General features: G+C 63.5%; 23 protein-coding genes. 12 read left to right on the top strand and 11 right to left on the bottom strand.

Going from position 1 to position 26,189, the window contains the following annotated elements:
* Positions 1–1,344 (bottom strand): MFS transporter, encoded by a 1,344-nt coding sequence (locus DL1_RS10770; protein ID WP_038065950.1) that lies wholly within the window; start codon positions 1,342–1,344, stop codon positions 1–3.
* Positions 1,345–1,429: 85 nt separating this feature from the next.
* On the bottom strand, positions 1,430–1,960 hold the full coding sequence (locus tag DL1_RS10775) for a thioesterase family protein (protein WP_038065953.1): 531 nt from the start codon (positions 1,958–1,960) through the stop codon (positions 1,430–1,432).
* A gap of 127 nt (positions 1,961–2,087) precedes the next feature.
* Between DL1_RS10775 and DL1_RS10780 the strand changes: the two genes are divergently transcribed.
* Together DL1_RS10780 and recQ are read left to right on the top strand one after the other, a co-directional pair.
* Positions 2,088–2,387 carry a YggT family protein gene (locus tag DL1_RS10780; RefSeq protein ID WP_038065956.1) on the top strand — a complete coding sequence of 100 codons (300 nt, stop codon included), beginning with the start codon at positions 2,088–2,090 and terminating at the stop codon, positions 2,385–2,387.
* Complete coding sequence (recQ, locus tag DL1_RS10785) at positions 2,387–4,450, top strand: DNA helicase RecQ (RefSeq protein ID WP_051693485.1); 2,064 nt, start codon at positions 2,387–2,389, stop codon at positions 4,448–4,450. The genes DL1_RS10780 and recQ overlap by 1 nt, the downstream gene beginning before the upstream one ends.
* A gap of 3 nt (positions 4,451–4,453) precedes the next feature.
* On the opposite strand, the gene DL1_RS10790 is transcribed toward recQ, so the two are convergent.
* The 5 genes from DL1_RS10790 to DL1_RS10810 all read right to left on the bottom strand — a co-directional run bounded on the left by DL1_RS10790 (position 4,454) and on the right by DL1_RS10810 (position 11,720).
* Entirely contained in the window at positions 4,454–6,655 is a 2,202-nt protein-coding gene (locus DL1_RS10790; protein ID WP_038065957.1) for a response regulator, read from the bottom strand.
* Positions 6,656–6,779: 124 nt separating this feature from the next.
* On the bottom strand, positions 6,780–7,955 hold the full coding sequence (locus DL1_RS10795; protein WP_038065958.1) for an acetyl-CoA C-acyltransferase family protein: 1,176 nt from the start codon (positions 7,953–7,955) through the stop codon (positions 6,780–6,782).
* Between the two features lie 127 nt (positions 7,956–8,082).
* Complete coding sequence (locus tag DL1_RS10800; RefSeq protein WP_038065959.1) at positions 8,083–8,838, bottom strand: metallophosphoesterase family protein; 756 nt, start codon at positions 8,836–8,838, stop codon at positions 8,083–8,085.
* 68 nt (positions 8,839–8,906) lie between these two features.
* Positions 8,907–10,502: a phosphoglycerate dehydrogenase gene (gene serA / locus DL1_RS10805; protein ID WP_038065962.1), complete on the bottom strand. Its 1,596-nt coding sequence runs from the start codon at positions 10,500–10,502 to the stop codon at positions 8,907–8,909.
* Positions 10,503–10,574: 72 nt separating this feature from the next.
* Positions 10,575–11,720, bottom strand: a complete 1,146-nt coding sequence (locus DL1_RS10810) for a phosphoserine transaminase (RefSeq protein ID WP_038065964.1) — start codon at positions 11,718–11,720, stop codon at positions 10,575–10,577.
* A 148-nt stretch (positions 11,721–11,868) separates the two neighbouring features.
* On the opposite strand from DL1_RS10810, the gene serB reads away from it, so the two are divergent.
* On the top strand, positions 11,869–12,741 hold the full coding sequence (gene serB / locus DL1_RS10815; RefSeq protein WP_038065967.1) for a phosphoserine phosphatase SerB: 873 nt from the start codon (positions 11,869–11,871) through the stop codon (positions 12,739–12,741).
* A gap of 112 nt (positions 12,742–12,853) precedes the next feature.
* Here serB and DL1_RS21820 read toward each other — a convergent pair whose 3' ends face one another.
* The gene (locus tag DL1_RS21820) at positions 12,854–13,165 is read right to left on the bottom strand and encodes an SdpI family protein (RefSeq protein WP_162178745.1); all 312 of its coding nucleotides are present in this window, start codon (positions 13,163–13,165) and stop codon (positions 12,854–12,856) included.
* A 210-nt stretch (positions 13,166–13,375) separates the two neighbouring features.
* On the opposite strand from DL1_RS21820, the gene DL1_RS10825 reads away from it, so the two are divergent.
* The 8 genes from DL1_RS10825 (at position 13,376) to DL1_RS10860 (ending at position 21,582) form a co-directional block, all read left to right on the top strand.
* Positions 13,376–15,490 (top strand): FAD-dependent oxidoreductase, encoded by a 2,115-nt coding sequence (locus tag DL1_RS10825; RefSeq protein ID WP_038065970.1) that lies wholly within the window; start codon positions 13,376–13,378, stop codon positions 15,488–15,490.
* On the top strand, positions 15,487–16,101 hold the full coding sequence (locus tag DL1_RS10830) for a CDP-alcohol phosphatidyltransferase family protein (protein ID WP_038065972.1): 615 nt from the start codon (positions 15,487–15,489) through the stop codon (positions 16,099–16,101). The genes DL1_RS10825 and DL1_RS10830 overlap by 4 nt, the downstream gene beginning before the upstream one ends.
* Positions 16,102–16,103: 2 nt before the next feature.
* The gene (locus tag DL1_RS10835) at positions 16,104–17,294 is read left to right on the top strand and encodes an ABC transporter substrate-binding protein (RefSeq protein ID WP_038065975.1); all 1,191 of its coding nucleotides are present in this window, start codon (positions 16,104–16,106) and stop codon (positions 17,292–17,294) included.
* Positions 17,291–18,946 (top strand): ABC transporter permease, encoded by a 1,656-nt coding sequence (locus DL1_RS10840; protein ID WP_038065977.1) that lies wholly within the window; start codon positions 17,291–17,293, stop codon positions 18,944–18,946. Before DL1_RS10835 ends, DL1_RS10840 begins: the two co-directional genes overlap by 4 nt.
* On the top strand, positions 18,943–19,581 hold the full coding sequence (locus DL1_RS10845; protein WP_038065980.1) for an ATP-binding cassette domain-containing protein: 639 nt from the start codon (positions 18,943–18,945) through the stop codon (positions 19,579–19,581). Before DL1_RS10840 ends, DL1_RS10845 begins: the two co-directional genes overlap by 4 nt.
* A gap of 46 nt (positions 19,582–19,627) precedes the next feature.
* The gene (locus DL1_RS10850; RefSeq protein ID WP_162178746.1) at positions 19,628–20,305 is read left to right on the top strand and encodes a hypothetical protein; all 678 of its coding nucleotides are present in this window, start codon (positions 19,628–19,630) and stop codon (positions 20,303–20,305) included.
* A 166-nt stretch (positions 20,306–20,471) separates the two neighbouring features.
* Positions 20,472–21,224, top strand: a complete 753-nt coding sequence (locus DL1_RS10855) for a DUF6478 family protein (RefSeq protein WP_425441841.1) — start codon at positions 20,472–20,474, stop codon at positions 21,222–21,224.
* Between the two features lie 7 nt (positions 21,225–21,231).
* Positions 21,232–21,582, top strand: a complete 351-nt coding sequence (locus DL1_RS10860; protein ID WP_038065986.1) for a hypothetical protein — start codon at positions 21,232–21,234, stop codon at positions 21,580–21,582.
* Between the two features lie 18 nt (positions 21,583–21,600).
* On the opposite strand, the gene DL1_RS10865 is transcribed toward DL1_RS10860, so the two are convergent.
* Positions 21,601–23,616: an NADPH-dependent 2,4-dienoyl-CoA reductase gene (locus DL1_RS10865; RefSeq protein ID WP_038065988.1), complete on the bottom strand. Its 2,016-nt coding sequence runs from the start codon at positions 23,614–23,616 to the stop codon at positions 21,601–21,603.
* Between the two features lie 246 nt (positions 23,617–23,862).
* On the opposite strand from DL1_RS10865, the gene DL1_RS10870 reads away from it, so the two are divergent.
* A complete protein-coding gene (locus DL1_RS10870; protein WP_038065990.1) occupies positions 23,863–24,768 on the top strand; it encodes a LysR family transcriptional regulator in 906 nt (301 codons plus the stop codon).
* A 42-nt stretch (positions 24,769–24,810) separates the two neighbouring features.
* Here DL1_RS10870 and DL1_RS10875 read toward each other — a convergent pair whose 3' ends face one another.
* The gene (locus DL1_RS10875) at positions 24,811–25,770 is read right to left on the bottom strand and encodes an OmpA family protein (protein WP_038065992.1); all 960 of its coding nucleotides are present in this window, start codon (positions 25,768–25,770) and stop codon (positions 24,811–24,813) included.
* Positions 25,767–26,189, bottom strand: a 423-nt coding sequence (locus DL1_RS10880; protein WP_038065994.1) for a GNAT family N-acetyltransferase, incomplete at its 5' end; no start/stop codon positions are given. The genes DL1_RS10875 and DL1_RS10880, both read right to left, overlap by 4 nt.

Raw genomic sequence — 26,189 nt, forward strand, 5'->3', positions numbered from 1 at the left:
TTATCCTTCAGGGGTCGGGTCGCCGTTGGTCTTCACGAATGCTAGCAGCACCAGCCCCAGGATTAAAAGCACGATGATCGGTGTAATGCCGATCGCCTGATTGCCACTGATCTGCGTCACCACCCCGATCGAGATCGGCGCGATGAAGGCGGTGGCCTTGCCCGACAGCGCATAAAGCCCGAAATGCTCGGTGATTTTCTCGGGATCGGCCTGCCGCACCATCATCGTGCGCGACGCCGATTGCAGCGCGCCGCCGCAGGCCCCGATCAAACCGCCCAGAACGTAGAAGGCGATATCGGGCAGGGCGCTATCGGGAGAGACCGCGATGCCGAACACCTCGGTGCGCGAGATGAAGACGACCCCGATCACGACGAGCACCAGCACGATCACGTTGAGCGAAATCACCGCTTTCGGGCCAAACCGGTCATCGGCCTTGCCGCCCAGCCATGCAAAGATCGCGCCGGTGACAATGGCGAGAATACCGAAAATCCCGATCATCGTGATCGACCAGTTCAGCACGCCTGCCGCGTAAAGCCCGCCGAAGGTGTAAATCCCGTTGAGCGCATCGCGGTAGAACATCGACGACAGCAAGAACGAACTGAGCGAGCGGCGCCGGGGCAGCGCGCGCAGGGTCGCCCGCAGATCGGGCCACGCGCCGCGCAGCGCGGTGCCGACGGGAAGCGCATCGGGCTTGCGCGGTTCGCGGACCCAGCAGAAGAACGGAATCATGAACACCGCGTACCACACGGCCACCAGCGGGCCCACGATCCGCGTATCCTCGCCGGTTGCGGGATTGAGACCGAATAGCGGGGTCAGCCCCAGCAAGGTCTTGCCGGTGCTTGGGTTTGCCTGCAACAAAAGCAGCATGATCAGAAGTGAGATCAGCCCGCCCACATAGCCAAAGGCCCAGCCCGAGCCAGAGATCTTGCCGATCTTCTCACGCGGGCCCAGATCAGGCAGCATCGCGTTGGTGAAGGTGGTCGCGAACTCCATGCCGATCATGCCGACCGCGAAGGAGATCATGATCGCCAACAGGTGAAAATCACCCGGGATCGCGTACCATAGGCCCCATGCGCCCACGACATACATCGCCGAGAACACCCACAGAAAGGGAATGCGCCGCCCCGAGCGATCCGCAATCGCGCCCAGAAACGGTGAACAGAGGGCAATCACCACGCCTGCAAAGCCCACGCCGTAACCCCAGACGGTTTGCGCCTTGGTCCCGTCGCCCAGCAGATCCTTCACGAAGGGCGCGAAGATGAAGGTGATCAGAAGCGAGTTATAGGGCTGACTGGCCCAGTCGAAAAACCACCAGCCCCAGATACGTTTGCGCGCCGTGATCATGTCCTACCCCTGAGCTGCGGCCCTCGCCTTTGAGGCGATCAAGCCCCAAATTGGCAGGGCGTGCAAGACAAGTTACGCTCTGGTCTCAGAAATTCGGCGGCCAGGGGCGTTTGGCATCAGCCTCGGCCCAGGCGGTGACGAACTCCGGCAGCGCGGGGCTTTCCTGATCGATCCCCATCGCCTCCATCACGCGGGCGGGCGCGATCATGCCCTGCTTTGAGGTCACAGCGCCACGGATCAGCACATGCGAGGTGCATTCTCCGCGCATGAACATCGCGTGCTCCAGCCAGATCCAGCGGTCATCCCAGCCAACACAGCGCGAGCGCATCTCGAAGCGCTGAAAAGCCTGCACCCGACGGCGGTAGCGCGTGGTATTGCCCGCAACCACAATGCCCCAGCCATTGCGCTTGAGCGCAGGCCACAGCCCCGTGCGCATCGCCAGCGGAATGCGCCCAAGATCGTACAGCGTGAGCGTGCGTCCGTTATTGAGCTCCATCCACAGATCGATGTCCCACGGCCAGCAGATATGCTGGCTGATATGGGTGCCGGTCACCGGCAAGGCCGGGGCCTTGCGGTACTTCAGGATCTCTTTGGACATGCGGATAAAAGGATACATATGCAAGCGGTGCCGCGCGTATGCAGGCCCGTCAAGCGGAACGTTACGGAAAATGCGGCAGGCGTGATGGTTGCATTGCGCGCGGTGCTCGCTTACCTGTCTTTGCGACCCAAAGCGGAGGTGTTCGATGGTCACGCTCTTTCAGGCGCTCATCCTGATATTGAATGTTATCTGGTTCGTCATGATCGCCCATATCATCATGAGCTGGCTGATCAATTTTCAGGTGCTCAACCTGCGCCAGCCTCTGGTTGCGCAGATCTGGTTCGGCCTCAACAACCTGCTGGAGCCAATCTATGGCCGGATCCGGCGGTTCTTGCCCAATACGGGCGGGCTCGACCTTGCGCCTCTGGTGGCCTTCATCGCGCTGATCATCCTCCGTCAGGCGCTTTATAACAATGCAGGCTTCTTCTACGGCAACAGCTTCTGATGGCTGAGACCGGGGTGATCGAGGACCCAAGCGCGCTTTTGGCGCGTGTCTGGGGGTTCGATGCGTTCCGGCCCGGTCAGGAGGAGGTCGTCCAAGCGGTGATCGCGGGTCGCAACGTGCTGGCGATCATGCCGACGGGCGGCGGAAAATCCCTCTGTTATCAATTGCCTGCCCTTGCACGCTCTGGTGTGACGGTTGTGATCTCGCCGCTGATTGCGCTGATGCGCGATCAGGTGCGCGCGATGAAACAGGCCGGCGTCGAGGCGGGCGCGCTCACCTCTGGCAATACCGAGGAGGAGACCGAAGAGGTCTTCGCCGCGATCGATGCGGGGCGGCTCAAGCTGCTATATATGGCGCCCGAACGGCTGGCTTCGGGGGGCGCGATGACGCTGTTGCGGCGCGCCAATGTCTCGATGATCGCGGTCGACGAAGCCCATTGCGTCAGCCAGTGGGGCCATGATTTCCGGCCCGACTATCTGCGCATCGGCGAGTTGCGGCGCAGTCTCAACGTGCCTCTGGCCGCTTTCACCGCGACCGCCGATGAGGAAACCCGCGCCGAGATCGTGACGCGCCTCTTCGATGGCACGGCGCCAGAGACCTTTCTGCGCGGTTTCGATCGACCCAATATCCATCTCGCCTTCCAGCCCAAGGATCAGCCGCGCAAACAGATCCTGACATTCGCAGCCGCGCGTAAGGGCCAGTCCGGGATCGTTTATTGCGGCACACGGGCCAAGACCGAGACGCTGGCGCGCGCCCTGCGTGAGGCGGGTCATGCCGCCTGCCACTATCACGGCGGGATGGAGGCCGATGAGCGCCGTGATGTGGAGGTCCGCTTTCAACAGGAAGACGGGCTGATCGTCGTCGCGACAGTGGCCTTCGGGATGGGCGTCGACAAACCCGATATCCGCTGGGTCGCCCATGCCGATCTGCCGAAATCCATCGAGGCCTATTACCAAGAGATTGGCCGCGCGGGCCGCGACGGGGCCGCTGCGGAAACGCTGACGCTATATGGTGCCGACGACGTGCGCCTGCGCCGCGCGCAGGTCGATGAGGGGCTGGCCCCGCCCGAGCGCAAGGAAGCCGATCATGGGCGGCTCAACGCGCTTTTAGGACTGGCCGAGGCCACCGAATGCCGCCGCGTGAAGCTGTTGCGCTACTTTGGCGAGAGCGCCGCGCCCTGCGGCAATTGCGATCTCTGCGACACCCCGCCCGAGCTGTTCGACGGCACGCAGGCCGTGCGCAAGGCGCTGTCGGCAGCGCTGCGCACCGAGGAGCGTTTTGGCGCGGGCCATCTGATCGAGATCCTGCTGGGCGCCAGCAATGACCGGATCACCCAGCGCGGACATGACAAGCTGCCGACCTTCGGGATCGGGCGCGATATGAGCCGCCCGCAATGGCAAGCGCTGTTCCGGCAGATGATGGGCCATGACCTGATGCGGCCCGACGCCGCGCGCCACGGGGCGTTGGTGATGACGAAGCGCGCCCATCCGATCCTGCGCGGCGAGGAGAGCATCACGCTGCGCCGCGATCTGGTGAATAAGGCCAAGCCTTCCAACGTGGCCAAGGCTTTGGTCAGCGATGAAGATGCCCCGCTGCTCTCCGCACTCAAGGCCAAGCGCCGCGCGCTGGCCGAGGCCGCCGGGATGCCCGCCTATATCATCTTCAACGACCGCACCCTGATCGAGATGGCCGAACGCCGCCCCGCCACGCTCGATGAAATGGCGCAGGTCGGGGGTGTCGGCGCGAAAAAGCTGGAAAGCTACGGCGCGGAATTTCTTGAGGTGATCTCCGGCGCGGTCGAAGAGATGCATCCGGTGCGGCGCAAGCTGGCGGGGCGCCCCGCGGGGACGATTTTCGACGCGCTTGTGCAGGCCCAGCGCGATCTGGAGCGCGGACCCGACGGGCTGGAGCGCCCGCTCTCTTGCTCCACCTCGATCCTGCGCAAGATCGCAGAGGCCCGGCCACAAAGCCGCGCCGATCTCGCCCGGCTCACCAAGTTGCCCGAAGCCAAGCTAGACCGCTTCGCCGATGCGTTTCTCGCGGCTCTGCGCGAGGAAAGCTGAGCCTCAGGCCGACATCGCGACAGTTGCGACATCCGGGCAGGCGGCGATGATCTGCTCGGCCAGAGCAGCTTTCTTGAGCGGCTTGGTCAAGTAGTGATCGACCCCCGCTTCGAACATCGTCGTGCTATCGCCCTCCATCGCATGGGCGGTCAGTGCGCAGATCGGAACATGGGCCCCAGCGCCTTCTTCCGCGCGGATCGCGCGGGTTGCCGCCCGCCCGTCCATCTCGGGCATCGAGATATCCATGAAGATCAAATCGGGCTGGAAGCTGCGCCACATATCGACCGCCTCCCGCCCGTTCGACGCAAAGCGCAGATCGATGTCGAAATCCTTCACCATCTTTGAGAAGACAAGCTGATTGGTGCGGTTATCCTCTGCCGTCAGAACCCGCATCTGACGGCGCACCTCAGTCGGGGCCGGGTCCGGCTCGGCGATGTCGGGCGCGGGTCTGGGCTGCGAAAGCGACTGCAAGGCCCGAAACAACTCGGAGCGATGCACCGGCTTTTGCAGACATCCCGACAGACCCGCCGCTTCGGTGATCTCGGACGGATCGAGATCAGAGCTGAGCAGCATCACCGGCGCGGTCACGCCCGCCGCGCGCAGTTTCTCGGCAAACTCGATACCGTCGAGACCGGGCATCCTGTGATCGGACAGAACAACATCGAAAGCCGCGCCCGCCTCAACGGCGCTCAATGCCTCGCTGCCTGAGCGGCACAACGTCACCTCGATCCCGCAGGCCTGCAATTGCCGCTCAAGGATCACCCGGTTCACCGGTTGATCATCGACGACCAACGCTGCACGCAGGGTGATCGGCGTGCAGTCCAGTTCTTGCGCGTCCAAAGGCTCGGCCAGCGGCACGCAGATCTTGAAGCCAAAGCACGAGCCAACCCCCAGCTCACTATCGACCCAAACCTCTCCGCCCATCAGGCGCACGAGTTGATGGGTGATCGCCAGACCAAGCCCGGTTCCTTCGAACTTCCGATTGGAATCGCTCTCGACCTGATTGAATTCGCCAAAGACATGTTCGATCAGCTCAGGCGCGATCCCGATCCCGGTATCTTCGACTGTAAGATGCAGCTCGTAATGTGCATCCTCCCGCTCAAAGCCGACGACGCGGGCCAGCACGTGACCCTGCGGCGTGAACTTGACCGCATTGCCGATCAGATTGGTCAAAATCTGCCGCATCCGTCCCGGATCTGCCTTGAAGCGGGTCGGCAGGAACATGTCGTAATCGAGCTGCAACTGGACATTATGCTCGCGCGCCGAGGGCTGCAGGAGCATCATCACCTCGTGCAGACAGCGCTCCAGATCGAAATCTTCCGGAAAAAGCATCAGCCGCTGCGCTTCGATCTTGGAGTAGTCGAGCACGTCATTGATGATCGTCAGCAGCGCCTCACCCGAGGAGCGGATCGTATCGGCGTAAAGCTGTTGCTCCTCGCTCAGATCGGTCTCGCCCAGCAGCTCGGACATGCCCACGACGCCGTTCATCGGTGTGCGGATCTCGTGGCTCATATTGGCGAGAAAGGCGGATTTGGCCCGGTTGGCAGCCTCGGCCTTGTCACGGGCTTCGCGCAGCTCATCCTCGCGCGCAATCGCCTCAGAGATATCCTGCGCATAGGTCACCAGATCGCCCTGCTCACCCCAACGATTGTTGATCCGATACCAGCGACCATCCGTCGCCTGAACCTCGAGCGGAGCGATATCGCGGCGGCGCACCCGCGCGCACATCTCGAAATGCCAGTCTTCCGGGTCGCGACCCTGCAGATCGAACAGGCCATGCTTTGCGACCAGACGCAAAACATCGTCATACAGCGTGCCCGGGCCAATCGCGGTCTCGCCTTCGAAGAAGGACATGTAGACCTTATTGGCCGCGACCAGTCGCAGATCATGGTCATACACGGCAAATCCGTCGGAAATCGTCTCGACCGCATCCCAGAGGCGACGCTGCGCGATAAGCGCCATCGAATTGGCGCGCTCAAGGTCCGTCTTGACCCGATCGTTTTCGCCCTTGAGCGACTGGGTTTCGGTCAGGGCCCGTGCAAGCCCCTGACGCTGCTCGACAATTTTCTCTGACAGCATACGCGCATGCATTGCCAGTTTTTCATTGGCCGCGAACAGTTCGTTCTTTTTATGTTCAAGCAGGCGCTCCGCCGCAAGACGGGCACGACGTTCCTGCGCCAGCTTTTCCGCGATGGACGATTGCATCCTGTCCCTATGCCGATGAGAGAACCACGGCCTGCAATCTCGCAAAGAGCCGTGAACTTTCGCTTAATCAGGCTGCGGGGACACTGAGGCAGGTCACAGGAAGAATATTTAAAATTGCGCGCAATCAGCTTCGTTCGATTGCGAGCGCGATACCCTGTCCGCCTCCGATGCACATCGTGACGAGCGCGCGTTTGCCGCCGGTGCGTTCCAGCGCATGGAGCGCCTTGACGATCAAAATCGCCCCCGTGGCACCGACCGGATGGCCAAGGGCGATCGCGCCGCCATCGGGGTTCACCTTCGCCGGGTCCAAATCCAGCCTGCGCGAGACCGCGAGCGCCTGCGAGGCAAAGGCCTCGTTGCTCTCGATCCAGTCGAAATCGTTCGCCTTGAGCCCAGTCTTCGCCAGAAGCGCCTGAACGGCCGGGATCGGACCCAACCCCATCACCTCGGGGCGTACGCCCGCAATCGCGTAGCCGGTGATCGTGGCGCGCGGGGTCAGCCCGGCTGCCTTTGCAGCCTCGGCACGCGCCAGCACAAGCGCCGCCGCGCCGTCATTGATGCCGCTGGCATTTCCCGCCGTGACCGTGCCGTCCTTCTGGAACACCGGCTTGAGACCCGCGAGCTTCTCAAGGCTGGTCTGCTTGGGGTGCTCGTCGGTATCAAAGACGTGGGTGGCCTTGCGCGAAGCGATCTCGACCGGCGTGATCTCGGCGGTGAAATGGCCCTCGGTTATGGCACGCGCCGCGCGTTCCTGACTTTGCAGCGCGAAGGCGTCTTGATCCTCGCGCGAGATGCCCTCCTCAGAGGCGACATTTTCCGCCGTCACGCCCATATGGCCGGTGCCGAACGGGCAGCTCAGCGCTCCGGTCATCATATCGAGCATCCGTGCGTCGCCCATCTTCTGCCCAAAGCGCGCGGCGGGCAGGATATAGGGCGATTTGCTCATGACCTCAGCGCCACCGGCCAATGCGAAATCGGCATCGCCAAGCATCAGCATCTGCGCCGCCGAGACAACCGCCTGCACGCCCGAGCCGCAGAGCCGGTTGACGTTCATCGCGGGCGTTCCCACCGGCACACCGGCCTCCACGGCGGCCACACGCGAGAGATACATGTCGCGCGGCTCGGTATTGATCACATGCCCGAACACCGTCTGCCCAATCTGATCGGGCGCGATCCCAGCACGCTCAATCGCGGATTTCGCAACAAGCGTTGCCAGATCAATCGGGCCAAAGCCCGACAGAGAGCCGCCAAACGTGCCAATCGGGGTGCGCGTGCCAGAAAGAATGACGATGCCAGTCATGGGAGCCTCCTCAGATATCCTTTGGATCAAGCTAGGCCGATAGTGGGCAATCGGCCAGTCGCGCGCAGGCAAATGACGGAACGTTACCGAGCCGCATCGCGGCATAAGCGTTCAGGCTTGGCCGGGCTCAGCTGCGCGTGGGTGTCAGCGGCACCCGCCCGTCCGGGGTCAGATGCCACGCCGAGCGCCCCTCGATTGCCACGGCCGTGAGAGGCTGGAAATAGCCCGCGCCGCTATCAAGGTTCAGTCGGTTCCCGTAATGGGTTGCGTGATCGATTTTGGTGTGGCCGTGGACGACAAGGACGCCGTGATCGCGCGGATCGGAGAGGAACGGCTCGCGGATCCACAAAAGATCATCCTCCACCTGATCCTCAAGCGCCACGCCCGGACGGATGCCTGCATGCACGAACAGGGCCTCGCCGCGCGAATGCCAAGCCGGTTGGGAGGCCAGCCAGTCGCGATGGGCCTGCGGCACGGCCCCCAGCTCTTTGCGGATTTCCTCAAGCGGGCGGCTGCTTGCATCGGCAATCCCGTAGCTTTGCAAGGTCGCCTCGCCGCCAAGGCGCGAATTGAGCCATGTCAGGTTGGGGTTCAGAAGCGGATCTTGACTTGTCGGGTCTTTCAGAAATCCCAAAAACATTCGGTCATGATTGCCGCGCAGCACGATCCACGGTTCACCGCGCTCCTGCCCCGTCATCAGGTAGTCAATCACACCGGCCGAATCCGGGCCGCGATCGACCAGATCGCCGACATGGATGATCGGAGCCTTGAGCGCCTCTGGACCGGCACTGCCATGGGCGGCCCGGTCGGCCTCGATCAGCGCATGGGCCGTCTCCAGCATCTCGAGCTGGCCGTGAATATCACCGATCGCGTAGCTCAGCATGATGTCGCCCTCGAAATGAAAGGGCCCCTCGGCATATGCGAGGGGCCCGGGTCGTCGTTCCAGCTAGATCAACCGAGGTTGAATTCCAGCGGCTTGACCTGTTTGAAATCGCCGGTCGCCTTCATCGCATCGACGACCTCTTGCGAAATCGCGTCATCGACATAGGCGATCGCAATCGCCTCGCCGCCCTGTTTGGAGCGCCCGAGCGTGAAGTTCGCAAGGTTGACGCCATGATCGCCCAGCATCGTGCCCAGCTTCCCAATGATGCCCGGCACGTCGTTATTGGTCGTGTAGAGCATATGCGCGCCGACCTCGGCATCGATATTGATGCCCTTGATCTGGATGAAGCGCGGCTTGCCGTCCGAGAACACGGTGCCAGCAATCGAGCGCTCTTTGCTTTCAGAAACGACGGTAACCTTGATGTAGCCCTCAAAGACACCGCTTTGATCCTGCGACGTGGTGGAGAGCTGAATGCCGCGCTCTTTGGCGACAACCGGGGCCGAGACCATGTTCACATCGGGCTGGCTGGCTTTCATGATACCCGAGATGACGGCTGCATCGAGCGCCTTGAGGTTCATCTCAGAGGCCACACCGTCATAGGTGACGTTGATCGCCTTGATCGCATCTTCGGTCATCTGACCGATGAAACCACCCAGATGCTCGGCCAGTTTGACCCAAGGGCCCATCGTCTTGGCCTCTTCGGCGGTCATCGAGGGCATGTTGAGCGCGTTCTCGACCGCACCATCAAGCAGGTAGTTCGACATCTGCTCGGCCACTTGCAGGGCAACGTTCTCTTGCGCCTCGGTGGTGGCAGCGCCAAGGTGCGGCGTGCAGACCACGTTGGGCAGGTTGAACAACACGTTCTCGGTGGCGGGTTCTTCGGCAAAGACGTCAAAGGCCGCGCCCGCGACATGACCCGATGTCAGCAGATCCGCCAGAGCCTGCTCATCGACCAGACCGCCGCGCGCGCAGTTGATGATCCGCACGCCCTTCTTGGTCTTCTCGAGGTTTTCCCGGCTCAGGATGTTGCGGGTCTGATCGGTCAGCGGAACATGCAGAGTGATGAAATCGGCCCGCTTGAGCAGCGTATCCAGATCCACCTTCTCGACGCCCATCCGCTCGGCCTTCTCTTCGCTCAGGAAGGGGTCATAGGCCACGACCTTCATCTTGAGACCGCGCGCACGATCACACACGATGCCACCGATATTGCCCGCACCGATCACGCCCAGCGTCTTGGCGGTCAGCTCGACCCCCATGAATTTCGACTTCTCCCATTTACCGGCATGGGTGGAGGCCGAGGCCTCGGGGATCTGACGCGCCACGGCGAACATCATCGCAATCGCATGTTCGGCGGTGGTGATCATGTTGCCGAACGGCGTGTTCATGACGATCACGCCCTTCTTGGAGGACGCTTCTTTGTCAACGTTGTCGGTGCCGATCCCGGCGCGACCGATCACTTTGAGATTGGTGGCGCTTTCCAGCAGCTTCGCGGTGACCTTGGTCGCCGAGCGGATCGCAAGACCGTCATATTTGCCGATCACCTCGGCCAGCTTGTCTTTGTCTTTGCCCAGCTTGGGTTCGAAATCGACCTCAATGCCGCGATCCCGGAAGATCTGGACGGCGGTTTCGGAGAGGCTATCGGAGACGAGAACTTTGGGAGCCATTTTCTGGATTCCTTGAAATTTCTGATATTTGGGAAAGACGGACCATGATCGGCCCGTCGATCTGTCAAATGATCACGCTTGCGCGGCGATCGCGGCCTCGAAGGCATATTCGATCCACGGCAGGAGCGCTTCGACATCGGCCTGCTCTACCGTCGAGCCACACCAGATCCGCAGACCCGCCGGGGCGTCGCGATAGGCGCCGACATCCAGAGCCACGCCCTCGGTCTCAAGACGTTTGGCGACAGCCTTGGCGAAAACCGCGCCATCCTTGATACGCTCATCGGTAAATTTCAGGCACACGCTCGTGGTCGAGGCGGTCGCGGGATCGGTCGCGAGGTTCGCGATCCACGGCTTGGCGTCGCAGAAATCCCAGATCGTTTTGGCATTGGCCGTGGCGCGCGCCACGAGCCCTTTCAGACCGCCCACCGATTTCGCCCAGTTCAGCGAAACGAGGTAATCCTCGACGCAGAGCATGGAGGGGGTGTTGATCGTCTCGCCCTTGAAGATGCCCTCGATCAGCTTGCCGCCCTTGGTCATGCGGAAGATCTTGGGCAGCGGCCATGCGGGGGCGTAGCTCTCCAGCCGCTCGACGGCGCGGGGGGACAGGATCAGCACGCCGTGGCCACCCTCGCCGCCCAGCACTTTCTGCCAGGAGAAGGTGGTGACGTCGAGCTTGTCCCAAGGCAGCTCCATCGCGAAGGCCGCCGAGGTGGCATCGCAAATGGTCAGGCCTTCGCGATCCGCCGGGATCGCATCGCCGTTGGGGACGCGCACGCCCGAGGTGGTACCGTTCCAGGTGAAGACGACATCGGTGTTGAAATCGACCGTATCGAAATCGACGATCTCGCCATATTCAGCGGTTTTCGTCTCGGCCTCGATCTTGAGCTGTTTGACCACATCGGTCACCCAGCCCGCGCCGAAGCTCTCCCAAGCGACCATGGTCGCAGGGCGCGCGCCCAGCAGCGACCACAGCGCCATTTCGACCGCGCCCGTATCGGAGGCGGGCACGATGCCGATGCGGTATTCCGCAGGCACGCCAAGAATTTCACGGGTGGTCTCGATCGCCTCTTTCAGCTTCGATTTGCCGATGGCGGCACGGTGCGAGCGACCAAGCGGCGCGTCGGACAGCATGTCGAGGGAGAAACCGGGGATCTTCGTGCAGGGGCCCGAAGAGAAACGCGGGTTTGCCGGCCGCGCGGCCGGAGCTTGAATAGCCATTGCTGGTATCCTTCCAGATATGTGCCCTTCGTTGGGGAAGGGTGTCCCGGGACTGCAGATACGCGCGGCCCCTCTCTGGTGCAAGTGAATTTTTTATTCTAATGCGGCACCTGAGATATCGGAACCGACATTTTGCCTAGGAGCGCGCATGTTCACCGCCACGCTGATCACCGATCCCTCCCGTGCCACGCTGGATCAGGCAACGCTCGATGCGGTCTGCGGAGCGTGGGGCGGCGGGGCTGCGCGCTGGCTGAGCAACAATGTCGCCGCAGAGTTTGTCTGCCCGCAGATCCCCTCGAATCGCTGGGAGACTTGGGAGGGGCTTCAGGGGCTGGGCGTCGATCTGGTAGTGCAGCCGACCGAAGGCCGCCGCAAGCAGATGCTTTTGGCCGATATGGACAGCACGATGATCCAGCAGGAATGCATCGACGAGCTGGCAGATGTGGCCGGTGTCGGCGATCAGGTAAAGGCCATCACCGCCAAGGCGATGAACGGCGAACTGGATTTCGAAGGCGCGCTGACCGAGCGGGTGGGCCTGCTCAAAGGTCTGCCCGAGAGCGTGATTGCCAAGGTCATTGAGACCCGTATCAGCTTCATGCCCGGCGGGCGCGCCCTGCTGGCCACGATGAAGGCCAATGGTGCCTATTGCGCGCTGGTCTCAGGCGGGTTTACCACCTTCACTGGCTTTGTCGCGCAAACCCTGGGCTTCGACGAGAACCGCGCCAATAGCCTTCTGGTCGCAGACGGGCATCTGACGGGCGAGGTCGGACGCCCGATTCTGGGGCGCGAAGCCAAGGTACAGGCGCTTGAAGAGATCACCGCCCGGCTGAGCCTGAGCCATGATCAGGTGATGGCCGTGGGCGACGGTGCCAATGATCTGGGGATGCTCGGGCTTGCAGGCGCAGGTGTGGCCCTGCACGCCAAGCCCTCCGTGGCCGCGCAATGCGACATTCGGATCAATCACGGCGATCTCAGCGCTTTGCTCTACATCCAAGGCTACGCCGAAAGCGACTTCGCCTGAGACCATCGCCGCCCCGGGAGGTCTTGGGTCGGTTCTGCAACGTGTTGGCGAGCATCGACCGCAAGAAACGCGCCGTTGCGCGGTCTGGTTTGCACCCAAAGTTCCAGTCGCTTTAGCTCATGGTTCCAACGGCCACGGCCACGGCCAGAACAGCGGAAATGACCAGAGTTGCCGTGGAAACCAAACATTTTGCGGTGAGGTTGAGGTCTAGCGCAAAAGCGCGCCAGATGATCACTGCGGATGCAAACCCTGACAGGAGCAAACCCCACCCCACATTCGTATTCACAGCATACCATACCGCCTCATCGCCCAAGGTTCTGCCAGTGCGAAAACCTATCGTTGAGTTTAATGAAATCATCTGCAACGCCAGCATCAAGCCGATTGTGCCAAAGAGGGCGGGAGGCAGCAGCATCAGGTATTTCATTGTCTCTCTGGTGCTATCACAGTCGGCTTCGTCCCGCATGAGCGAACCACCCCGCCTTGCAGGCCTCCAATTATTTTCCAAAGTTTGGTCTTTGCACAACTGTGCTGCGTAGCCGAGTGGTACCGGGCCGTGTAACAAAGCGGCATAGGAATACGACTTGGGAACGGGGCCTACCGGCTCTAACTCTAAGTCTGAACGCTGTGGGGACCCATGCGCAAACCATTGATATTCGCTTTGCTGATCGCGGTCGCTCTGATCACCGCTTGGTTTGTGGCCGATCCAAGCCCAGAGGGTTTGCGCAATTTGCGCGACGGTTTGCAAAGCTGGCATGCCAATCACCCCATAGCCCTGCCCGCGGTCTTCTTCGTGACCTATGTCACCGTAGCCGCGCTCTCACTGCCCTTCGCGGTCTGGATGACCTTGCTGGGCGCAGCCCTTTTCGGGTTCTGGGAGGGGCTTGTGCTGATCTCGTTTGCCTCGGCCTTGGGGGCCACGCTCGCGCTTCTCGTGACCCGCTACCTGATGCGCGACTGGGCGCGTGCGAAGCTTGGCAACCGGATGCGCCGGATCGAACAGGGCGTAACGCGCGACGGAGCATTCTACCTGTTCTCGCTGCGCCTGATCCCGGTCGTGCCGTTCTTCGCCGCCAATCTCGCCTTTGGTCTGACGTCGATGAAGGCGTGGAAATTCTACCTCGTGTCGCAGGTTGGCATGTTGCCGGGCACCGCCGTCTATGTCGCGGCGGGCGCGCAGCTTGGCCAGCTCAACAGCCTCTCGGGCATTCTGTCGCCCGGGCTGATCGGGGCCTTTCTGGCGCTGGCCCTTTTCCCTTGGATCGCGCGGGCTGGCTTGCGGATCTACACCCGGAAAAGAGCCTATTCCGGCTTCAAACGCCCCACATCCTTTGATCGCAACCTCACGGTGATCGGCGCGGGTTCGGCGGGGCTTGTGGCCTCCTATGTCGCGGCACAGGCCAAGGCAAAAGTCACCTTGGTCGAGCAGGCCGAGATGGGCGGCGATTGCCTCAATTCCGGCTGCGTACCCTCGAAATCGCTGATCGCGTCGGGTCGGGCCGCCGCCAATGCGCGCGCCGCCTCAGATCTTGGCGTCAGCGCCGCGCCGCAAGTGGACTGGCCGCGCGTGATGACGCGGATCTCCGAGGTGATCGAGACCATCGCGCCCAATGACTCCGTTGCGCGCTATGAGAGCCTCGGCGTTGAGGTCAAACGCGGCCATGCGACGCTGATCGACCCGTGGACCGTCGAGATGGATGGCCAGCGCTGGTCGTCGCGCGCAATCGTTCTGGCCACCGGCGCCGCACCCGTGATCCCCGATTTGCCGGGACTGAAGGAGGTCGATCCGCTGACCTCCGAGACGCTCTGGACGGCATTGTCGTCTCTCGACCGCCCGCCAGAGAAGATGGTGATCCTCGGCGGGGGCCCGATTGGCTGCGAGATTGCGCAGGCGATTGCCCGGCTCGGTGGTGGCGTGACCCTGATCGAGGCGGCGGATCGGCTGGCCGCTAAGGAAGAGCCCGAAGTCTCCAAAGCGCTGGAAGCGGCTCTGACCCGCGACGGCGTGCAGGTGCTGACAGGTGCGAAAGCGCAGCGTTTCGGCTCTGATCCGGCCAAATGGGTCGAATTGGAGGGCGGCACGCGGCTGGAGTTTGACCTGCTTCTGGTCGCCGTTGGTCGCCGTGCGCGGCTTGAAGGGTTTGGGCTGGAGGCGCTTGGCGTGCGCACCGACCGGGTGATCGAGACCAACGCCTATCTGCAGACCCTACTCCCCAATATCTACGCCGCGGGCGATGCAGCGGGTCCGCTACAGCTGACCAATGCGGCGGGCCATCAGGGCTGGATCGCGGCGGCCAATGCGCTGGCGGCCCCGTTCTGGCGCTTCAAGGCGGCAGAGGCGCCGATTCCTGCGGCGATCTTCACAGCCCCGGAGGTGGCGCGCGTGGGCCTGAGCGTGGCTGAGGCCGAGCAGCAGGACATCGCCCATGAAGTGGTGCGCTACCCGCTTTCGGATCTGGATCGCGCGGTGACGGAAGGCGTTCGGGAAGGCTTTGTGCAGATCATCGTGGCCAAGGGCTCGGACAAGATCCTTGGGGCGACGGTGCTGGGCGATCATGCAAGCGAAATTCTGGCCGAGATCGCGCTGGCGATGCGGCACAAGCTGGGGTTGGGCAAGATCCTGTCAACGCCGCATATCTATCCAAGCTGGTCTGAGGCTGCCAAGAACGCTGCCGGACGTTGGCGGCAGGGCCATGTAAACCCGCGCCTGCTGGGCTGCGCCGAGCGCTTCATGGCATGGAGACGCGGATGATCGACGCAACCCTGCAGCCGTTGCAACGTGCGATCCTGCGCTCCCCTGCAAGCCTGCTGGCCGCGCGGGGTGTGCAGGCGGATCACGTGACTCTTGTGGGCTTTGGCGTGGGGCTGCTGGCGATCCCGGCGCTGGCGCTGCAGCTCTATTGGGTAGCGCTGGTACTGATCTTGCTCAACCGGCTGGCAGACGGGCTGGACGGCGCGATTGCACGGATCAACGGGCCGACCGATCGCGGGGCGTTTCTCGATATCGCGCTCGATTTCCTGTTCTACGCGCTGATCCCGGTGGGCTTTGCGCTCGCCGATCCGGCGGCCAATGCGCTGGCAGCCAGCGTGCTGATCGCGGCCTTCGTCGGCACCGGGTCAAGCTTTCTCGCCTTCGCCTCCATCGCGGCGAAGCGCCAGATCAGCACCGAGGCCTATCCCACCAAGGGGATCTACTATCTGGGTGGCTTGACAGAGGGCGCCGAAACCATCGTGTTTTTCGTCGCAATCAGTCTCTTTCCCGGCCTGTTTGCCCCCCTCGCCTACCTGTTTGCCGCCGCCTGCGGCCTGACGACTGTAACCCGCTGGCTGATGGGTTGGCGCGCCTTTTCGGATATGGAGTGAGTATGAAACGTTCTTTTGCCGCAGCCGTCGCTGCCTCTCTCATGCTGGCCTCGCCGGCTTTGGCCGACTGGGCGCAAACGAAAGCGGATGCCAAAGGGCAGACGGTATATTTCAACGCTTGGGGCGGCGATCCGCGCACAAACGCGTTCATCGAATGGGTCTCGCAGCAGATGCAGGCGAAATACGGTGTGACCGTTGAACAGGTGAAGCTGAGCGACACGGGCGAGGCCGTCTCGCGCGTGCAGGCCGAGAAAGCCGCCGGTCAGAACAGCGGCGGCGCGGTGGACCTGATCTGGATCAACGGGCCGAACTTCCTAGCGATGAAACAGGCCGGTCTGCTGCATGGTCCGTTCCTGAACGAGCTGCCCAATGCGAAATATCTCGATCTGAGCCCCGGCTCTGCGGCGACCACCGATTTCACCGTGCCGACGGAGGGCTATGAAAGCCCGTGGCGGCTTGCGAAATTCGTCTTCGCCTATGATACCGACCGGGTCAAAGATCTGCCGCATGATATGGCGGGGCTCTCGCAATGGGCCGCCGCTCATCCGGGCCGCTTCACCCATCCCAACCCATCGAATTTCATGGGTGCGACTTTCCTCAAGCAAGCGCTGGTCGAGATGGCGCCCGACGCAGAGGCGCTGTCCAAGCCTGTGACCGATGAAAGCTACGCCAAGGAGACCGCGCCGCTTTGGGCTTGGTATGACAAGCTGCGCCCGAACCTCTGGCGCAAGGGCGAGTCCTTCCCAGAAAACGAGAGCGCGCAGGCCACGCTTCTGGCCGATGGTGAGGTCGATTTCGCAATGTTCTTCGATCCGGCGGCCCCGGCGGCGATGATCAAGCAGCAGGTGCTGCCGCCTTCCGTGCGCGTCTGGGTGCCCGATGAAGGCTCGATCGGGAATATGTCCTATGTCGCGATCCCCTATAACGCCGCGCATCAGGCGGGGGCCGAGCTGGTGGCGAACTTCCTGCTCGATCCGGCGACGCAGGCCCATATGCAGAATATCGATGTGCTGGGCAGCTACTCGGTGCTGGACCCGAGCAAGCTGGATGCGAGCGCTAAGGAGGCCTTTGCCAAACTGCCGACCGCGCCTGCGCTGCCCACGCTGGCCGAACTTGGCCCGACCCTGCCCGAGCCACACCCCTCGTGGATGACCCGGCTGACCGAGGATTGGGCCAAGCGCTACACGAAATGATCGCGATCCGGGCGCTTTTCACAGTCGTGATCGGCGCTCCGGTGCTGATCGGCGTCGTGCTGACGCTGGGGCTGGCGCTTGGCTGGCAACCGGGGCTGGGCCAGTTCGACCCCGGGATCGACGCCTTCGCGCAGGCCCTGTCGCTACCCGGATTTGCCACCAGCCTGCGGTTAAGTCTGGTGACCGGGCTGGGCGCGACGCTCGGCGCATTGGGCGTCTCGCTCCCACTGGGTCTGTGGCTGATCGGCAGGGCGGGTGCGGCGCGCTATCTCAGCCCGCTGCTCGCAGTGCCCCATGCAGCGCTGGCCATCGGGCTTGGGTTTCTGCTGGCACCCTCGGGCTGGGCGGTGCGGCTGATCTCGCCCTGGGCCACCGGCTGGGATCTGCCCCCCGATGTGGTGACCGTGGGCGACCCTTGGGGGCTGGTGCTGATCCTCGGTCTGATGCTCAAGGAGGTGCCGTTTCTGCTGCTCGCGACGCTGATCGCGGCGGGACCGCGCGATGTCGCGGGCCAGATGGCGACCGGGCGGAGCCTTGGCTATAGCCGCGCGCAGGTCTGGCGTTTGATCATCTGGCCGCAGCTCTATCCCGCGCTGCGCCTGCCGGTGCTGATCGTGCTGGGATTTTCGCTCTCGGTCGTCGATATGGCGCTGGTGCTTGGGCCCTCCAATCCGCCGGTTCTGGCCGTGCAGATCCTACGCCTGTTCTCTGCCCCGGATCCCGAACAAGCGCGTCCCGCCGCCGCGCTGGCTGTCATCTTGCTGGGTATCATGGGGCTGTGCCTTCTGGGGTGGCTGGGCGCAGAGCGCGCGGTCGCGACGCTCGGACGACACTGGCTACGGCGGGGGCGGCGCATACGACAAAAACAGTCTCTATCCGGGCCTTTTCTCGCGATTTTGGGGCTGATGCTTGGGGGCGGCTCGCTTGTCATCCTCGGGCTGTGGAGCGTCGCGGCCTTCTGGCGTTTCCCCGATGCCCTGCCCCCGGGGATCAGCCTGTCGCGCTGGCAGGCAGCGGACTGGGCGCACCCCGCGCTGAGCAGTCTGGGGCTTGCCGCCGCCAGCACGGCAATCGCGATGATTTTGTCTCTCATCTGGCTGGAAACGGAAGATCGCCTTGCGCGCCCGATGCGTTTGGGCTGGTTGATCGTGATGCCGCTTTTGCTGCCGCAGATCGGGTTTTTACAGGGGCTGACCACCGGCTTTCTCTGGCTTGGCCTGCCGCCCGGACCGGTGGCGGTGATCTGGGCGCAGCTTTTATTCGTCTTTCCGTATGTGATGATCGCGCTGACCGGCCCGTGGCGCGCGCTTGATCCGGGCCTGACGGCCAGCGCTGCGAGCCTTGGCGCGGGGCCGATGCGGCGGTTGTTCCGGGTCAAACTGCCGGTGCTGAGCGCGCCTCTGATGACGGCGGCGGCCATCGGTGTCGCGGTCTCGGTCGCGCAATATCTGGCCGTGCTGCTGCCCGGCGCGGGCCGGGTGCCCGCGCTTGCGACAGAGGCGGTGGCGCTGGCCTCGGGCGCGGATCGACGCCTCACCGCGATCACGGCCCTGATGCAGGCCGTCTTGCCGCTTGCCGCCTATCTGCTGGCGCTCGCACTGCCGCTGTGGCTGCATCGCAATCGCCGGGGCCTACGCGGAGGACTGACATGAGCCTGAACCTGACGGAGATCAGCCTGACCGCGCCGCGCGAGACGCGCGCACTTTTCGCGCCCTTGAGCCTAAGCGTTGCGCCGGGCGAGACGGTCTGCGTGATGGGCCCTTCGGGGATCGGCAAATCGAGCCTGATCGCCCTGATCGGCGGACATCTGCCGCGTGGGTTCACGACACGGGGCACGGTCACGCTCGCGGGCACCGATCTGCTTGATCTGCCCGCCGAGCAGCGCAGCGTCGGGGTCTTGTTTCAGGACGCGCAGCTGTTCCCGCATCTGAGCGTGGGTGACAATCTGGCCTTTGGCCTGCGCGCCGATCTGCGCGGGCGAAAGGCACGGCGCGAGGCGGTCGAACAGGCGTTGGAGCAAGCGGGGCTCCGCGGGTTTGCGGCGCGCGATCCCGCGACCCTCTCGGGCGGGCAGCGGATGCGCGTGGCGCTGATGCGCAGCCTGCTTGCCGCACCCAAGGCGATGCTGATCGACGAGGCCTTCGCGCGCCTTGATGCCGATCTGAGGGTCGAGATGCGCGCCTTCGCACTGCGCCATATCGCCGCGCGGCGGATCCCCGCCCTGATGGTGAGCCATGACGATCAAGACGCCCAAGCCGCCGACCGTATGATCCGTTTGAGCCGGTAGCGGAGGGTCAAAGCGGCGGTACTTTGCCGTGACGGACTTGATCGGGATGCAGCAAATCACTATCCCCTTGGCCATGCGAACCGTTTTCACTCCTTCGATCCTCCGCGCCCGTCTTGGGCTGTCGCTTGCAGCTCTGGCGCTTGCAGGCTGCGTGCCTGTGGGAATGAACGGCAATCAGGTCGGTCAGTCGCGCACCACGCTGACCGGGCCGGGGCTGACGATCGCTGCGCCAACGGGCTGGTGCGTCGATCCCAAGTCACTCAAAAACACCAGCAATGGCGGCTTCGTGCTGTTTGGAAACTGCGCGGCGATTTCGGAAAATCCCAATGATGCACGCGCGCCCGAACCCGCCTTGCTCAGCGCGACCATCGGGCCGCCGGCTGTGGAAGACAAAAACGGCAAGCTGAGCCTAACGCGCCTCAAGGGGATAGATACATTCTTCCAATCCGAAATCGGGCGTGCGGCGCTGGCGCGGTCCGGCGAAAGCAAAGATGTGAAGATCGAGAGTTCGCGGATCACCGGCGATATGCTGTTGCTGCGGATCTCCGACCGCTCCACTTCGGGCGGCCCGCCGACGGCGCGGACCTATCTGCGCGCCATCACCGATATCAAGGGCCGGATCGCGGCGCTCTCGGTCATACCGCTCAAAGATGGCGAGATGAGTGCGTCCGCGCAGCGCAGCCTGATCGAACGCTTTGCCGCGACGATCCGGGCGGCGAATTGAGCCGATCCGCGTGACGCGTTGCGCAAGACGCTGAAAATTTTGGTCATTTAGGCCGAAACCACCTATCGCACGGCCCCGCAATGCGGAATAAATACCGCAGGGGCGCGCAGGCGCACCGATTTATGGGGCATGTTGGATCAAGATGACAAAGGCGCAACGCTCTTCCTTGCTCGATCGTCTGACCTATCGGCGCAGCGTACGGCGCTGGCGACAGGCCGCCCGCGATGCCAATGCTCTCGAGATCGGACAGTTGCCGCGCCTACGCTCGGAGGCGCGCGGGCTGCGTCGCCAGCTCGACAATTTTCTCCATCAGATCGAGGGGCGGCTGCAATTGCCCCGGATCGGCGCCGATAGCGTGCCCGCCCCGCCCGAGAGCGACTGGACATGGCGCCCAGAGCTGTGGCGCGGCCCCGTGTCGCCTTTCGGGGTTGCCGGCGCTCAGAACCGCGCGCAGCTAGGCCGCGAATTGACGCTGTTTCACGACTGCGCCCATTCCGAGGTCACGCTGCGCCAGATGCGCAATCTCCGCGAGACCGATCTGGCACCCTTTGGGCTCCGGATGGATGTGCTGGGGTTTGAGGGCTCGTTCCTGTCCTTCGTGCTTGACCTGCCCGACAGCGCGATCCAAGGCTTGCAGCTCAACCACCTGATCCGGCTGGAGATGCTTCTAGAGCTGGAACGCCCGCTTGAGATCTTTTGCAGGCTCAACATCAAGCACGGCCCCAATAGCGACCAGCTTGTGCGGGAAATGCCTGTGACAGAAGGCGGTGCGGCGGTGGAATTCGATCTGGCCTATATGCGGCTCAATGAGAAACGCCTTGAAAAGGCGTGGATCGACGTGATTTTCGAACGGCCCGCGATGAACCAGGTATTGCTGCGCGATTTGCATTTCTCGCGCTATCCACGGGCAGAAATGTGAGGGTGACATGCTGGAATTGACGCGCATTCACGCCGGTCGCTGGGAAGCCAGCAGCAAGCAACACGACGCCCCCGCGTTGGAGGTCCTGCATCAGGGGGACGTGCTGGACGGGCTTGAGGTGACCGGTACGCCGGGAGATTGGCAGATCGTCCAGCCGATCCCGCCCGAGCTGATATCGGATGGGGTGATGAGCTTTGTTGTGCGCGCGCGCGACAGCGAACAGGAGGTCGCCCGGTTCTCGCTGATTGCGGGAGAGCCGCTGGCCCCCGATCTGCGCGCCGAGTTGGATCTGCTGCGGGCCGAGCTGGATCTCCTCAAGGCCGCGTTCCGCCGCCATTGCGCCGAGACCGCAGGCTAACCGACCCGCCCACGCCGATCAGAGCGCGGCGGCCAGCCGGGTGCCCTGATCGATGGCGCGTTTGGCGTCAAGCTCGGCTGCCACATCCGCGCCCCCGATGACATGCGGGCTGCGACCCGCCGCGATCAGCGCATCGGCAAGGCTCCGGTTTGGCAGCTGCCCGGCGCAGAGCACCACCGTATCGGCGGCAATCACCCGGGGATTTTCATGTGCCTCCCCATCCGAGACATGCAGCCCCTCGGCGGTGATCTTCTCGTAATTGACGCCGCCGATCATCTCGACCGCCTTCATCTGAAGCGCCGCGCGGTGGATCCACCCTGTGGTCTTGCCCAGCCGCCGCCCGAGCCTTTCGCGCTTGCGCTGCAACAGGGTGACGGCGCGCGCGGGCGCTTCGGGCTTGGGATCACGCAGGCCGCCGGGGGATCGCGCGGGATCGCCCACCCCCCACTCCTCGCGCCATTCCTCCAGATCGAGCGTCGGGCTTTCGCTTACCGTCAGATATTCCGCCACATCAAAGCCAATCCCCCCGGCCCCGATGATCGCAACCCGCGGCCCGGCGGTCACACGGCCTTGCAGGATGTCGATATAGCTCACGACTTGCCCACCCTCGATGGGGATCTCGGGGTCGCGCGGGCTTACGCCGGTGGCGATGATGATCTCGTCGAACCCGGCCAATATCTCGACCGTCGCCTCGGTATTGAGACGCAGGGCAACGCCGCTTTGCGCCACCATCGTCGCGAACCAATCGGTCAAGCCGTGGAACTCTTCCTTTCCGGGCACTTCGCGCGCCATTGTCAGCTGACCACCGATCTGCGCGGCGCGATCAAACAGCGTCACGTCATGGCCACGCTGCGCCGCCGTGATCGCAGCCGAAAGGCCCGCAGGCCCCGCGCCGACCACCGCGATTCGCTTGGGCGCCTCGGTCGGACGCAGCACGATCTCGGTCTCATGAGCGGCACGCGGATTGACGAGACAGCTTGAGACTTTGCCCTGAAACGTATGATCGAGGCAGGCCTGATTGCACGCGATACAGGGCGCGATCTGTGCTGCGCGCCCCTCTTGCGCCTTCACGACGAAATCGGGATCGGCGAGGAAGGGCCGCGCCATCGAGACCATATCCGCGCAGCCCTCGGCCAGCACGCTTTCGGCCACATCGGGCATATTGATCCGGTTCGAGGTGATCACCGGGATCGAGACTTCCGGACGCAGCCGCTTGGTGAGCCATGTGAAGGCCGCGCGCGGCACCGAAGTGGCAATCGTGGGGACCCGCGCCTCATGCCAGCCAATACCGGTATTGAGCATCGTAGCCCCCGCCGCCTCGATGGCGCGGGCCAGCGTGATGACCTCGTCCCAGGTCGAGCCATCGGGGATCAGGTCGATCAGCGAGATGCGGAAGATCACGATGAAATCCGGGCCGACCGCCGCACGCACCCGCTTCATCACCTCGACGGGCAGCCGCATCCGGTTCTCAAAGCTGCCGCCCCAGCGATCCTCGCGCTTGTTGACATGGCGCACGAGGAACTGGTTGAGAAAATAGCCCTCGGACCCCATCACCTCGACGCCGTCATAACCTGCCTCACGGGCGCGCGCTGCTGAAGTCGCGATATCAGCGATCTGCTTTTCGATGCCCGCCTCGTCCAACTCTTTGGGCGCAAAGGGAGAAATCGGGGATTTGATCGGTGAGGCCGAGACACATTCCGGCCCATAGGCATAGCGCCCGGCATGCAGGATCTGCATCGCGATCCGGCCTCCGGCCTCATGCACCCGGTCGGTGACGATCCGATGATGGGCGATGTCCTCGGGGGTGAACAGCCCGGCGGCACCGGGGAAAACGCCACCTTCGGCATTGGGCGACATGCCACCCGTGACCATCAGTGCCACGCCGCCGCGCGCGCGCTCGGCGTAAAATTCCGCCACCGCGTTCCAGTCGCCGCGCTCTTCGAGATTGGTGTGCATGGACCCCATCAGCACCCGGTTGGGCAATGTGACATGGCCCAGATCGAGCGGTTCGAACAGATGCGGATAATGGCTCATGCGGTCCTCCCTTGGCTGGGCGCAGTGTGAGAGCCTGCGGCCCCCTTGTCACGCCAAACGCCGCGTCACGGAGCCCGCCCGCGCAACCAAGCCCGAGCCCGGATCGCCTGCCGCAGCATCGTTTCGCGCAGAGCATCAAATTTGGCGATTCCTTGGTATTGTCCCCCCTTGGTCCCATTTGCGCCCAAATTGCGGATCAGACAGATCCCCATAGTATTAGTGGTTCGAGATCGAAAAGGTGCGAAAATGGATCGCCTGACTGAAATGGAAGCCTTTGCGATGGTCGTGGACCAAGGCGGTTTTACCGATGCCGCCAAGAAGATGGGCATCTCCAAGTCTGCCGTTTCCAAGCATGTCTCAGCGCTCGAGGCGCGTCTGGGCGCGCGCCTGCTCAACCGCACAACGCGCCGCGTCAGCCCGACCGAGATCGGTCTGGCTTATTACGACCGGGCGCGCCGCGTGCTCAATGATGCGGGAGAGGCCGATGCGCTGGTCACCTCGATGCAGCTTGCGCCATCGGGCGTGCTGCGGATCTCGGTGGCAACCGATTTCGGGGTGAACCTGCTCAGTCCGGTGCTCGGCGATTTCTTGCAGGAATTTCCCGATATCACCGTGAATATGGTGCTCAACAACCGCTACGTAGAGCTGATCTCGGAAGGCTTCGACATGGCGATCCGCGTGGGTGAGCTGGAAGACAGCTCTCTGCGGGCGCGCAAACTGACCGAGACCTCGCACCGGATGATCGCAGCCCCGGGCTATCTCCAACAGTATGGCCGACCGCAAAAGATCGACGATCTCACCGAGCACAAGCTGCTGCACTATTCCAACCAATCCGCCGGCAATGTCTGGAAGCTGACCGCGCCTTCGGGTGAGCGGCGGCAGGTGCGCTCCAATGGCTGGCTGACGGTGAATGACGGGCAGTCGCTGCTGCATGCCGCGATCGCAGGGCTTGGGATCGCCTATCTGCCGTCATATCTCTACGCCGAGGCGATGAAAAACGGGCTTGTCGAAGAGGCGATGCCGGAGTTGCCGATGGAGACGATGGGGATCTACGCGATCTATCCGCCGGGTCGGTTCACCCAGCCCAAGGTTCGCGCCTTCATCGACTTCCTTGCCACGACATTCGCAGATCGCGGGCCCGACAACTGGTAGGCCAAGTTTCCCTCCCGCAGCGCCCAGTTCCCTCCGGCGCTGTCAACTTTGGGTCGAAGTGAGAACCGCTTCGACCCGCCTGTTTTTCTCGCGGCCCGCTTTGGTCAGATTGGTCGCGCGCGGCGCAAGATAGCCCGCACCCTCGGCGCTGATCTGCGCCGGAGCGGTTCCATAAGTCGTAATCATCCGCTGCCGGGCAGACTCTGCGCGCCGTTTCGACAGCGCGATATTCACCGCGAGAGACCCCACCGCATCGGTATGGCCCACCAGCACGACCCGCGCGCCGGGATTGGCCTTGAGATAGGCCGCCAGTTCCTTGAGCGAGGCGAAACTGCCCGCCCCCAATGTCGCCTCGCCGCTTGCAAAATCCAGATCATCAAGCGCCACGAATCCTTGCGATTCCAGACGGTTGGAAAAATCGCTCTGTGCCGGCACCGCCGCGGACGCACTGCCGGGCGCGGGTGGCGCGGGCTGGGCCGTTGCCAGAGGGTTATCGGGCTCGGCGGGGCTCACATCATGCACGCTCATATCGGTCACTTGGATAAAGCCCGATTCCGAGCTGCGTGACACGGTCAGCGCGACATATTCATCGCCCTTGCGGGCTGCGAGATAGCGGAAATCGCCCAGATCGACATGCATCGCAGGCTCGGGCAGCAGATCAAGCGCATAGCGGAAATCGAACCCACCGCAGGCCTGCGTGCCGCATTCATACAAGATCTGGTAGCCCGCCTCCTTGAGCTGGGAGCGCAGGGGCGCCAGCAATTGCAGCGTCGTGTTTTGATTGGCCCGCAGCCGCCACGCCGTGTCGCTGCGCGACCCTTCCAGATTGAGGCTGTCCATCGCGTCGCCCTTCCAAGGCCCGACGGCCAGCGCATAGCTGGTCGCGGGGCTGGAATCCTGTGCGGCCTGCTTGGCGCCCGGCGGCAGCTTGAGATCCAGCGGCGCGGCCCAGGCAGGCAGGGCGCCCATCAGGCAGACACAGCAGGCAATCACTGTCTTCATTGCGTGGGCTCCCGCCGATAATGATAGGCCGCGCGCTGGGGCATCCCCAGCCTGCGCGCGAGCCCGTTGGAGGCATCATTGACCTGCGTCACGATCATCTCGAACCGCGTGGCACCGGACTCCTGCGCCCAGCGCGCCGCCTCATGGACGATCGCGCGGGCCAGACCCAGCCGCCGAAACTCCGGCGCGACGGCCAGCGCATGCAGCATCGCGACCGATCCGTGCAGAGCGACAAACGCCGCGCCCGCCGCACGATCCTTCTTGCGACCCAGAATGCAGGCACGCGGCCCGGCCACGCGCGCCATGATCGCCTGCCGCTCCGGGCCGTTCTCCATCTCTGACCACAGATCGCGCGCGATCTGCAATGGCGGCCAATGCGCGAACGCTGTTACCGGCGGGATCTCGCCCTGAACCTGCGC

The sequence above is a fragment of the Thioclava dalianensis genome (assembly GCF_000715505.1).
Classification (GTDB): domain Bacteria; phylum Pseudomonadota; class Alphaproteobacteria; order Rhodobacterales; family Rhodobacteraceae; genus Thioclava; species Thioclava dalianensis.